Raw genomic sequence first — 11,538 nt, forward strand, 5'->3', positions numbered from 1 at the left:
ATCCGCGGCAGAGTTCGCTGAAAGATCCGGCGGTGTCTGTCAGAAAATCGTCAGGATCGGCGCTGCTGCGTGCAGCCTTGTCAGGAAATCACCGGCCGCCGCGCTGCATGCGGCGATAGCGCGCCGGACTCTCGCCGGTCACCGCCCGGAACGCGGCGCCGAAATGCGATTGCGAGGAGAAGCCGAGCGACAATGCGATCTCGACGATCGGCAGATCGGAGGTCGAAAGCAGCCGGCGCGCGGCCAGCACGCGCTGCTCGACGACGAACCGATGCGGCGTCGTTCCGGTCGCCTGCTTGAAGCTGCGGAGGAAGGAGGACGGGCTCATCCCCGCCACCTCCGCCATCGCTGCCAGGGTGAGCGGGGCGCCGGGATCGGCGCGCACGAACTCCGCGATGCGCGCCCGCACCCGGTCGTCCAGCGGCGGCGCCTGCTCCGGTCCGGTCGGGCGCTGCGTCGCGTAGCGGTCCGAGACGTGCAGCGCCAGCGTGTAGGCGAACTGCTCGGCGAGCAGTCGGCTCGGCCTGCCGCCATCGCCGCAGCTCTCGACCAGCCGCTTCGCCGCGGCTTCCAGCATCGGATCCTCGGTGTCCCAGGCCTGGTGCGTCAGCGTGACCCGCGCCGCGCAGCCGCGGGAGGCCGCGACCTCCTTCAGCAGGGCATCGCCGAGATACAGAATGAGCAGCGGGCCCGAGCGGACCTCCGGCACGGCATCGACCACCACGCTGCAGCCGGGCTGGCCGATCCGGAAACGCCCGGCGCTGACCGGCGCATCGCGCCGCACCTTGCCATCCTCGATCAGGACGTGACGCCGGACGTCATATAGCGTGATCGCCACCGTCGGGACCGGCAGCTCGCCATACTCGTAAAGATGCGGCCCGGTGACCTCGCTGACCGCCGCGGCAAACCCGGCCGTCGACCACAGGTCGATCAGCGCCGACTGCCGGCGTCCGGTGACGCGCTCGGCATGACGAAGGGGATTGAGCTGCATGGGGAGGGACGTCTGGCTGAATGGCTGATGTAGATTTTAGCATTGTCTTGCCGGGCTGGCGACCTCCGGGCAGGCAGGGCGCGGCGTTCTCCAGCGTCGCGGGTCGACGTCGCCTCAAGGCCGCCTGATTATCGGCAAATATTATCCGGGTGATATTTGCTGTGCAGCGGTGGTAGCGTCGCACAGGAGTGAGGAGACGCCGTGCGCAATTCCATCGTTCTCTTGATGCTGCTTGCCGCGCCGGTATCGGCGCAGACGGCGCCTCCGGCCGACGGGCCGATCACCTGCACCTCCCCGGTGTCGGTCGGCGATTCCGCCAAGAGTCTGATGCAGCGCTATGGCGGGGAGGCGGTGGTCGCGGAGGATCTCTACACTGGCGTGGAGGACATCACGTATCGAGGCGTGGCCCTGCTGCCGCAATCTCCGGACTGGCGCATCGACGTGTTCTTCGCGGATGATGCGATGACCCGCGTTGCACGATTGACGGTGCGAGATGCCAAGACCAGTCACTGGAACGTGGCTGGGGTGACGATCGGTTCGACATTGGCACAGGTTCAGAAGATCAACGGCAAGCCCTTTCTCGTCACCGGGATCGACTCGGATTTCAGCGGTTTCGTCATCAACTGGAAGGGCGGCGTGCTAGGTCGTCCGTTGGCGGGCGGATGCGAAATCGTGGTGCGCTTCGGGCAGGGCAAGGACGTCAGAGGCGCGCCCGATGGCGATCCGGTTGCATCCGACAACGCCACGATGCGTAAATGGGGACCGGTGGTCGAGCAGATCGAGGTTCGCTTCCCCGAGAAATAGCAGCTGCTGCGTTAACGAGCGGGCCTCATGGTTCGAGACGGCGCGCATCTGCCAACAGCGCTTTCACCGGATGACCTGCGCGCGCCTCCTCACCATGAGGAGATGCATCTGACACCACGCGAGATCTCCCACCTTGCGTCTTCTGCGCGAGCTCCATCTCCTCATCCTGAGGAGCTTGGCGAAGCCAAGCGTCTCGAAGGACGAGGCCCGTGATCTTTTTTCAACAAACAACGCGCCATTTAACAAAAAGGCGCCCCGCGAGGGGGCGCCTTCGTGATCCGCCGATCGTGTCGGGCGATCAGCCCGAGTAGTACATGTCGAACTCGACCGGGTGCGGGGTCATTTCGAAGCGCTCGACCTCGGTCATCTTCAGCGCGATGTAGCTGTCGATGAAGTCGTCGTCGAACACGCCGCCGGCCTTCAGGAAGGCGCGGTCCTTGTCGAGGTTCTCGAGCGCCTCGCGGAGCGAGCCGCAGACGGTCGGGATCTGCTTCAGCTCTTCCTTCGGCAGGTCGTAGAGATCCTTGTCCATCGCCGGGCCCGGATCGAGCTTGTTCTTCACGCCGTCGAGGCCGGCCATCAGCATCGCGGCGAAGCCGAGATAGGGGTTGGCCATCGGATCGGGGAAGCGGACCTCGACGCGCTTGGCCTTCGGCGAGGAGGTGTAGGGGATGCGGCACGAGGCCGAGCGGTTGCGCGCGGAGTAGGCGAGCAGCACCGGCGCCTCATAGCCCGGGACCAGACGCTTGTAGGAGTTGGTCGACGGGTTGGTGAAGGCGTTGATCGCCTTGGCGTGCTTGATGATGCCGGCGATGTAGGACAGGCAGGTCTCCGACAGGTCGGAATACTTGTTGCCTGCGAACACCGGCTTGCCGTCCTTCCAGATCGACTGGTGGACGTGCATGCCCGAGCCGTTGTCACCATAGACCGGCTTCGGCATGAAGGTGGCGGTCTTGCCGTAGATGTGCGCGACCTGGTGGATGCAGTACTTGTAGATCTGCATCTGGTCGGCCATCAGGGTCAGCGTGTCGAACTTCATGCCGAGCTCGTGCTGGGCGGAAGCGACCTCGTGATGGTGCTTCTCGACCTTGACGCCCATGCGCGCCATGGCGCCGAGCATCTCCGAGCGCATGTCCTGCACCGAGTCCTGCGGCGGCACCGGGAAGTAGCCGGCCTTGGTGCGGATGCGGTGGCCGAGATTGCCGCCCTCATACTCGGTGTCCGAGTTGATCGGCAGCTCGGAGGAGTCGAGGCGGAAGCCGGTGTTGTAGGGCGAGGAGCTGTAGCGGACGTCGTCGAACACGAAGAACTCGGCCTCCGGGCCGACGAACACGCTGTCGCCCACGCCCATCGACTTCACCATCGCCTCGGCCTTCTTGGCGATGCCGCGCGGGTCGCGATTGTACGGCTCGCCGGTGGTCGGCTCGAGCACGTCGCAGGTGATGATCATGGTGGTTTCGGCGAAGAACGGATCGATCGTCGCGGTCACCGGGTCGGGCATCAGGCACATGTCGGATTCATTGATCGCCTTCCAGCCGGCGATCGAGGAGCCGTCGAACATGGTGCCTTCGGCAAAAATGTCTTCGTCGATCATGCTGACGTCGAAGGTGACGTGCTGCCACTTGCCCCGCGGGTCGGTGAAGCGGAGGTCGACATATTTGACGTCGTTGTCCTTGATTGCTTTCAAGACGTCCTTGGCGGTCTTCATGAATACCCCTCTTGGCTTATAACGTCACGGCCCGGCGCGGGACGGCGTCCGCGGGTCATGCTCCATTAGCCTCGCGCGGGGACCAAGACAATATCGGAAACGCCAAAACGGCCGCGTGCAAGCGCCTCGCAGAGGACGCCTGAGCTGCCGTGAGGGCTGCTGGCGCAGCAAACGTTCTGTGCAGGGCCCGGAGCGGACGGTCCGTTCCAGGCCCCGGGTCAGGCTAGATCGCGTCCAGACCGGATTCGCCGGTTCGGATGCGGATCGCTTCCTCGATGTTGGACACGAAGATCTTGCCGTCGCCGATGCGGCCGGTCTGGGCGGCGCGGCGGATCGCCTCGATCGCACGCTCGACCAGGTCGTCGCCGATCACGATCTCGATCTTCACCTTGGGCAGGAAATCGACGATGTATTCGGCGCCCCGGTACAGCTCGGCATGACCCTTCTGCCGGCCAAAACCCTTGGCTTCGGTGACGGTGATGCCCTGAAGTCCCACTTCCTGAAGCGCCTCCTTCACCTCGTCGAGCTTGAACGGCTTGATGATGGCTTCGATCTTCTTCACTGAGCGCCTCCCGGGCATTCCGCTATAAACAACAGGTGGGTCATCGTCAGGCTGCGCCCACGCGCAGGTCGTTCGATCATTTCGCTACCGGGCCCGACACTCTCCGGCGGAGGCCCGGTGATTGACTGCCCGACTTGCCCCGTGCCGAAGTGGCTCCACAAAAGCAGGGTCTATGCCAAGTCGTTAACGGGCCCAAATAGGGCCGATAATCAGGCATTTCACGAGCGCCCTGACGATTCCCTCAAGGAACGTCTAGAATACCGGAGCCTTGAGATTAGGCAAACAGATCAAACGTTGTGCAGACATCGACGATCCAGACGCGCGCTGTCCGAAATGCCCAGGGAAAAGGCGACATGCCGGGTTTCGTCGCGTCTTGCCAGACGCGCAGCGCCCTTGGAAGTTGCGGGCCGGCGCGGCAATAGGAAGCGCGGGATTCGCGCGCGCCGGCTCCTCGGGACGGGGCGCCGACGCCCGCTGAGACGCGATGGGGACGATATCACGCAGCCGGCGCTAGACGGCGGCTGGGGACGAGAGCGGCGATGGAAATCTTGACCACGAGCGAAATGGAGCGCGCCGACCGGCTGACGATCGCAGCCGGCACGCCGGGCTTTTCGCTGATGCTGAGCGCCGGCCAGGCAGTGGCCGAGGCGGCCATGGACCTGGTCGAGACCGGGCCGATCGTGGTGGTCTGCGGGCCGGGCAACAATGGCGGCGACGGCTTCGTTGCCGCGGCCGAACTCGCCGCGCAGGGCAGGGACGTCTCGGTCATCCTGATGTGCGAGCGCGACGCGTTGCACGGCGACGCGGCCTCCGCCGCCAAGGGCTGGAAGTTTCCGGTGCTGCCGTTCACGCCGCAGGCGATCGGCAGGCCGGCGCTGATCATCGACGCGCTGTTCGGCGCCGGCCTCAGCCGGCCCGTCACCGGCGAGCCTCATGACGTCATCGCAGCGATCAACGGCAATGGCGCGCCGGTGCTCGCGGTCGACCTGCCGAGCGGCATCAACGGCACCACGGGCGCGGTGATGGGCATCGCAGTCCGCGCCACCGAGACGGTGACCTTCTTCCGCAAGAAGCCGGCGCATCTGCTGCTGCCGGGCCGCCAGCATTGCGGGCGCGTCCGGCTCGCCGACATCGGCATCGCTCCCCAGGTGCTCGCGGAGATCAGGCCGCAGGCCTTCGAGAACGATCCCGAGCTGTGGCAGGGCCATTTTCCGGTGCCACGCATCGACGGCCACAAATACGCCCGCGGGCACGTGCTGGCGATGTCCGGCGACGTCACCGCCACGGGCGCGGCGCGGATGGCCGCGCGGGCCGCGTTGCGGGCCGGCGCCGGCCTCGTCACGCTGGCCTCGCCGCGCGATGCGCTGGCGGTCAATGCCGCGGCGCTGACGGCGGTGATGGTGCGCGCCGCCGACACCGCGATCGCGTTCGGCGAATTGCTCGGCGACAAGCGCTACAACACCTGCATCATCGGGCCCGGCACCGGCGTCAGCGAGCGCACGCGCGACCTCGTCTACACCGCGCTCACGGCGCAGCGTCACCTCGTGCTCGATGCCGACGCGTTGACGAGCTTCGCCGATGCGCCGGAGCGGCTGTTCGAGCAGCTCAGGGCGATGGCCGAGGCGCAGATCGTGCTGACACCGCACGAGGGCGAATTCCCCCGGCTGTTCTCCGATCTCAGCAACAAGCATCCCGGCCGCTCCAAGCTGGAGCGCGTCCGCGCGGCAGCGGTGCGCTGCGGCGCCGTGGTGCTGTTGAAGGGCGCCGACACGACGGTGGCCGCGCCCGACGGCCGCGCCGCAATCGCCGCCAACGCACCGCCCTGGCTCGCCACCGCCGGCGCCGGCGACGTGCTCGCCGGCATCATCGCCGGCATGCTGGCGCAGGGTGTGCCGGCGTTCGAGGCCGCCTGCATCGGCGTCTGGATGCATGGCGAGGCGGGCAACGAGGCGGGGCCGGGGCTGATTGCCGAGGACCTGACGGAGACGCTGCCCGCGGTGTTCCGGCGGCTCTATGACCGGTTCGGGATCGAGTATTGAGCAGGGCGAGCCGTCGCCCGGCAGACACTGTCATGCCCGCCACCGGGTCTCGCCTTTGGCAAGCCCGATGACAGGCTCCAGCGGGCATCCAGTACGCCGCGGCCCATCGAGTCAATCACGGCCGCCTCGGCGTACGGGATCGCTCGGTCAACCCGGGCAATGACAGTTGTGGTTGCGGTGACGTCGGACCGTCTAGCTAACGCTGGTCGGCTCACGTGACCTGATACTTCGCCACCGCGCTCTCGTTCCACGCGAGCCCGAGGCCCGGGCCCTTCGCCGTCACCTTGCCGTCAATCACCTGCAGCGGCTCGGCGAGAATGGCGCCGGCGAAGTCCAGCACCTCCAGCCAGTGTGCCGTCGGCGTCACCGCCAGGACATGCGCGCTCGCCTCGGGCAGGATGTGGCTCGACATCGGGATCGAGGCGGCATCGGCCTGACCCGCGACGTTGAGCCAGCCGGTGATGCCGCCGACCTTCATCAGGTCGGGCATGATGAAGTCGGACGCGCCGGCCGCGATTGCCTCGGCAAAGCCGCGCGGAAACCACCAGTTCTCGCCGGCCTGGATCGGGATCTCCGACCGCTCGCGCACCCGGGCATGGCCGGAGAGATTCTCCTGCGGCACCGGCTCCTCGATCCAGGTCAGGTCGTAGTCCGCAAGGCGCGTGATTCTGCGCGTGGCTTCCGGGGGATCGAGCGACTGGTTGAAGTCGAGCATCAGCGCCATGTCCGGGCCGAGCAGGGCGCGCAGGCCCTTGATCATCGCTTCGTCGGTCGCGAGATCGCCATGACCGCCCTTGGTCTTGATGGCGCGGAAGCCGTGCTCGTCGCGCGCGGCGCGTAAGATGCGCTCGTCGTCCTTTGCATCGAGCACGCCATAGCTGTCATAGGCCGGAATCGGCCGCGCCGTGCCGCCGAGCAGCTCGACGACGGGCTTGCCGGCGAGCTGACCGAGCGCGTCCCAGAACGCCATGTCGAGGCCCGAGACGGCCATGCCGACGAGGCCCTGCCAGCCGAGCAGGCGGAATTTGGCGTCCATGAGTTTCATCAGGTCGAACGGGACCAGGGCCTGGCCATTGAGCTCGCGGCCGATCTCCTCGACCAGATGCAGTAGCGGTTTCAACGCGATCCTGGTGTAAGCGAACAGGTAGGAGTGGCCGGTAACCCCCTGATCGGTGGCGACGTCGATCAGCACCAGCGGTCCGGAGTCGATGATGCCGAACGCGTTGCGCAAGGGGCGCTTCATGGGCGTGATCACGGCGCGCGCCGTGACCCCGGTGATGGCAGCGATGGTCATGGGGACTGTTCCCTCAGGTTCGTTTCCTCACCGGATCTCATACCATCGCAGCAGGCGCGGCGCTGCCCAGCTGGTCGCCATGCTCTCGACCAGGAACCGGCCGGACTGCTCGGCAAGGAATGCAATGCGCTGGGTCTGGCCGGCCTCCAGTGCCAGCGTGTCGAGCCAATAGGGCTTCCAGCCGTCGTCGAGCTGGTCGAGCAGCCGGAACGGCTGGCCGTGCAAATGGACCACACGGGAGGCGGCGGTCTTGTTGGTAAGAGCCAGCACGACCACCCGGCCGGCCTTCGCCTGCAAGGCGGGTTCGGCGGTGGCGCTGAACTGGGCGGGTGGTCGCCACTCGGCGCCGTCGAGCGCGAGTTCGGCCCGAACGGCCGTCTTGAGGTCCAGTCTGTCCGGCAAACCGTTCGACGGCAAAGCCTGCGCCGGCGGCAGTGGGGCGGCACGGAGCGGCGGCTCGCTCGCCGTCACCAGCCGGGCGAGGGGACGCGGATTGCTGCCGTCGTGCAGCAGCACGGCCAGCGCCGTCTTGGCGGCGGGCATGTCGATGAAGACGTCGGTCCGGCCGCCGGGCGGCAGCACCACCGCGCCGTTTCGCGCCAGGAAAGGCTCGGCCGGCTGGCCGTCGATGGCCATCACGCGGACGGCGTCGAGGTCGGCGATTTTGATCGCGATCACAGCGCGTTGACAGCCATTGATGAACCGCAGCCTGACCCGCGCATGGGTCCGCAGCGCGATCTCAGGCTGGGTCTGCCCATTGACGGTGTAGAGGAGCTCGGCGTCCGTCGCCTCGGTTCCCGGCGCAACCGCGGTGCCGTCGGCCTTGAGCCTGAAGTCCTCGATCAGGAAAACCTCGTCGCGGTCGACAGTTACCGTCGCGGCCTCATCGACGATGACAGGCAGCGGGCGGATCGCCACGACGTCGGCCAGCAGCCGCAGGTCGAGCAGGCCGGTCCCGGCCCGCGACGCCAGGGCTGGAATGGTGGCCCGGCCGCCGGGGCCGATCTCCGCCTGCGCCAGCAGCGGGGCGGGCAAAGCGAGGCCGCGGCTGGACAGCGCGGCGGGGATCGTAAGGCCATTCGAAAGGTCGAGATCCAGGGCCGTGCCGCGGGCAAGCCGGACCACCGGGGCCGGTGCTGCCAGCCGCCAGAGCGGGCTGGCCGCGCGTCCCTGGGCCAGCACGAGAGATTCGCCGCGAGCGTTCAACGAAACCGAGATTCGGCGAGCGGCCCGCGCCGGGCGGGCAAACGAGGCCGCGCCGGCTGCCGCGAGGCCGCCGAGCAGGGCGCGGCGGCTGAGCCCCTCCGACGATTCCGTCATGCGACAAAACATCGTGCAATGAGGGGGATGCGGATCATGCTGTTTTCCCTTATCTGTGCGTTCGACACGGTCGATCGGCCTGCCGGTGGTGCTTTCGACAGCCCATTTTTTTGCTGCGGACGGTTTCGTGCGTGGTATAAGCCGCGCCGCCCGCGGCACCGCGGCCGGGCTATCGATGCAGTTCACGCGGGCGTGGCGGAACTGGTAGACGCGCTGGATTTAGGTTCCAGTGACGAAAGTTGTGGGGGTTCGAGTCCCTCCGCCCGCACCAAGCGCTTCTCCGGCGTTTGCCCCTAGTTTTACCGGCGAACCCGTTCTCTCGCACAGAGAAGCGGGCCGCCGATCCCACCGACGCAAGGCCCTTTGCCGCGCGTCGTCCACAATTGAGTCAGATGTGTCCGGATCGCAAGGGTCCGGACCGAAGCGGAAGAAGATTGACGCCATGCAGGTCACAGAAACCTTGTCGGAAGGCTTGAAGCACGAGTTCCAGATCAGCGTTCCGGCGGCGGATCTCGACGCCAAGGCGGATGCCAAGCTGGTCGATCTCAAGGACAAGGTCCGCATCAACGGCTTCCGCCCCGGCAAGGTGCCGGTCGCGCATCTGAAGAAGATCTACGGCAAGTCGGTCATGGCCGAGACCATCGACCAGACCATCCGCGACACCAACACGCAGATCTTCACCGAGCGCGGCTTCCGCCTAGCCACCGAGCCCAAGGTGACGATGCCGACCGAGGAAGCCGAGGTCGAGAAGATCCTCGCTGGCGAGTCCGACCTGACCTACACCGTGGCCGTCGAGGTCGTGCCGGCGATCGCGCTCGCCGACTTCAAGACCTTCTCGGTCGAAAAGCCGGTGGCCGACATCACCGACGCCGACGTCGACGAGGCGATCAAGCGCCTGGCCGATGCCAACCGTAGCTACGCCGCCAAGGCCGATGGCGCGAAGGCCGAGAACGGCGACCGCGTGAAGATCAACTTCAAGGGCACGATCGACGGCGTCGCCTTCGAGGGCGGCACCGGCGAGGGCATCGACGTCGTCATCGGCTCCAACACCTTCATCCCCGGTTTCGAGGACCAACTAGTCGGCATCGGCGTCGGCGAGACCCGTACGCTCAAGGTCACGTTCCCGACCAACTACCTGAACAACGAGCTCGCCGGTAAGGCCGCGGAGTTCGAGACCACGGCGACCGCGATCGAGGCGCCGGAAGACAAGGTGGTGGACGACGAGTTCGCCAAGACGCTCGGCCTGGAATCGCTCGACAAGCTGAAGCAGCTGATGCGCGATCGTCTCGCCGGCGAGTTCAGCCAGGCGACCCGCCAGCGCGTCAAGCGCGCGCTGCTCGACCGTCTCGACGAGACCCATAAGTTCGATGCGCCGCCGTCGTTGATCGACGAGGAGTTCAACCTGATGTGGAACTCGGTCAAGGCCGAGATGGATTCCAGCGGCAAGACCTTCGCCGACGAGAACACCACCGAGGACAAGGCGAAGGAGGAGTACCGCACCATCGCCGACCGCCGCGTGCGCCTCGGCCTCGTGCTCTCCGAGATCGGCGAGAAGAACAAGATCACCGTGACCGACGACGAGGTCAGCCGCGCCGTGATCGAGCGTGCGCGCTCGATGCCGGGCCGCGAGAAGGAGGTCTGGGACTTCTATCGCAGCAACCCGCAGGCGCTCGCGCAGCTGCGCGCGCCGATCTACGAGGACAAGGTCGTCGACTTCATCCTCGAGCTCGCCAATGTGACCGAGAAGAAGGTCTCCAAGGACGAGCTGTTCAAGGACGACGACAGCGACAAGGCAGCCTGAGCAGGCCGCCCATCGTAGGGTTCGCGACATAAGCGCGAGATTAAGGTTGACCGGCGAAAGCGCCGGTCAGCCCGGTTCCGGTGCTGGCCGCCGCTGCGGGAATCAGCTTGAACAGAGCAACGACCTCGCTCGCGGCTGGCCAGGGGCCCGGTCTTGTCACCGGCAAATTGGTCCATATCTGTGGGCTCGGTCTTGAAGTTCTGCATCACGGGACACCTGTCCGTCGCTGCTCGTTGAATGAGCCTCACCTGCGGCGGCCGGTCGTCTCAACTGCTGGTCCAACCCTTGGGTGATTCATGCGCGATCCCGTCGAAACCTATATGAACCTTGTGCCCATGGTGGTCGAACAGACCAACCGCGGTGAGCGCGCCTACGACATCTTCTCGCGCCTCCTGAAGGAGCGCATCATCTTCGTGACCGGTCCGGTCGAGGACGGCATGGCGACCCTGATCGTCGCGCAGCTGCTGTTCCTCGAGGCCGAGAACCCGAAGAAGGAAATCGCGATGTACATCAACTCGCCCGGTGGCGTGGTGACGTCGGGCCTCGCGATCTACGACACGATGCAATTCATCCGTCCGGCGGTGTCGACGCTGTGCACCGGCCAGGCGGCCTCGATGGGCTCGTTGCTGCTCTGTGCCGGCCACAAGGACATGCGCTTCTCGCTGCCGAACTCGCGCATCATGGTGCATCAGCCGTCCGGCGGGTTCCAGGGCCAGGCGACCGATATCATGCTGCACGCCCAGGAGATCCTGAACCTGAAGAAGCGGCTCAACGAGATCTACGTCAAGCACACCGGCCAGCCTTACAAGGCGATCGAGGACGCCCTGGAGCGCGACAAATTCCTCACGGCGGAAGCCGCCCAGGAGTTCGGCCTGATCGACAAGGTTCTCGACAAGCGGCCGGAAGATCCGGCGGCGATGGGCAAGTGAGCCCTCCGTAAACGAGGCGGGGTTCGTTTGACCCGCCTCGGAGCGCACAGCATCACCTTTGTCGGCCCGGGCCGGCAAAGGTACTGAGGT

9 protein-coding genes and 1 tRNA gene are annotated in these 11,538 nt (G+C 66.3%); 5 read left to right on the top strand and 5 right to left on the bottom strand.

The window, feature by feature from the left end:
• Positions 1-88: 88 nt before the first annotated feature.
• Positions 89-991, bottom strand: a complete 903-nt coding sequence (locus ACQR10_RS17390; protein ID WP_316217850.1) for an AraC family transcriptional regulator — start codon at positions 989-991, stop codon at positions 89-91.
• A gap of 201 nt (positions 992-1,192) precedes the next feature.
• Between ACQR10_RS17390 and ACQR10_RS17395 the strand changes: the two genes are divergently transcribed.
• Positions 1,193-1,795: a hypothetical protein gene (locus tag ACQR10_RS17395; RefSeq protein WP_315779418.1), complete on the top strand. Its 603-nt coding sequence runs from the start codon at positions 1,193-1,195 to the stop codon at positions 1,793-1,795.
• Between the two features lie 298 nt (positions 1,796-2,093).
• On the opposite strand, the gene glnA is transcribed toward ACQR10_RS17395, so the two are convergent.
• A complete protein-coding gene (gene glnA / locus ACQR10_RS17400) occupies positions 2,094-3,503 on the bottom strand; it encodes a type I glutamate--ammonia ligase (protein WP_315799685.1) in 1,410 nt (469 codons plus the stop codon).
• A 223-nt stretch (positions 3,504-3,726) separates the two neighbouring features.
• Positions 3,727-4,065 (bottom strand): P-II family nitrogen regulator, encoded by a 339-nt coding sequence (locus tag ACQR10_RS17405; protein WP_009027873.1) that lies wholly within the window; start codon positions 4,063-4,065, stop codon positions 3,727-3,729.
• A gap of 539 nt (positions 4,066-4,604) precedes the next feature.
• Here ACQR10_RS17405 and ACQR10_RS17410 point away from each other — a divergent pair.
• Positions 4,605-6,104, top strand: coding sequence for an NAD(P)H-hydrate dehydratase (locus ACQR10_RS17410; RefSeq protein WP_315799686.1), 1,500 nt, complete (start codon positions 4,605-4,607; stop codon positions 6,102-6,104).
• A gap of 211 nt (positions 6,105-6,315) precedes the next feature.
• Here the strand turns inward: ACQR10_RS17410 and ACQR10_RS17415 are convergent, their stop codons facing one another.
• The gene (locus ACQR10_RS17415) at positions 6,316-7,398 is read right to left on the bottom strand and encodes an enolase C-terminal domain-like protein (RefSeq protein WP_315799687.1); all 1,083 of its coding nucleotides are present in this window, start codon (positions 7,396-7,398) and stop codon (positions 6,316-6,318) included.
• Between the two features lie 27 nt (positions 7,399-7,425).
• Positions 7,426-8,730: a multicopper oxidase domain-containing protein gene (locus tag ACQR10_RS17420; RefSeq protein ID WP_316217899.1), complete on the bottom strand. Its 1,305-nt coding sequence runs from the start codon at positions 8,728-8,730 to the stop codon at positions 7,426-7,428.
• 174 nt (positions 8,731-8,904) lie between these two features.
• Between ACQR10_RS17420 and ACQR10_RS17425 the strand changes: the two genes are divergently transcribed.
• From ACQR10_RS17425 to ACQR10_RS17435, 3 genes are all read left to right on the top strand, one after another.
• Positions 8,905-8,989, top strand: a tRNA-Leu gene (locus tag ACQR10_RS17425).
• A 171-nt stretch (positions 8,990-9,160) separates the two neighbouring features.
• Positions 9,161-10,519: a trigger factor gene (tig, locus tag ACQR10_RS17430; protein WP_315799688.1), complete on the top strand. Its 1,359-nt coding sequence runs from the start codon at positions 9,161-9,163 to the stop codon at positions 10,517-10,519.
• Positions 10,520-10,815: 296 nt separating this feature from the next.
• The gene (locus ACQR10_RS17435) at positions 10,816-11,448 is read left to right on the top strand and encodes an ATP-dependent Clp protease proteolytic subunit (RefSeq protein ID WP_172109612.1); all 633 of its coding nucleotides are present in this window, start codon (positions 10,816-10,818) and stop codon (positions 11,446-11,448) included.
• The last annotated feature ends 90 nt before the right edge of the window (positions 11,449-11,538 follow it).

Origin of the sequence: Bradyrhizobium sp. HKCCYLRH2060 (assembly GCF_051168135.1) — a bacterium.
Lineage (GTDB): Bacteria > Pseudomonadota > Alphaproteobacteria > Rhizobiales > Xanthobacteraceae > Bradyrhizobium.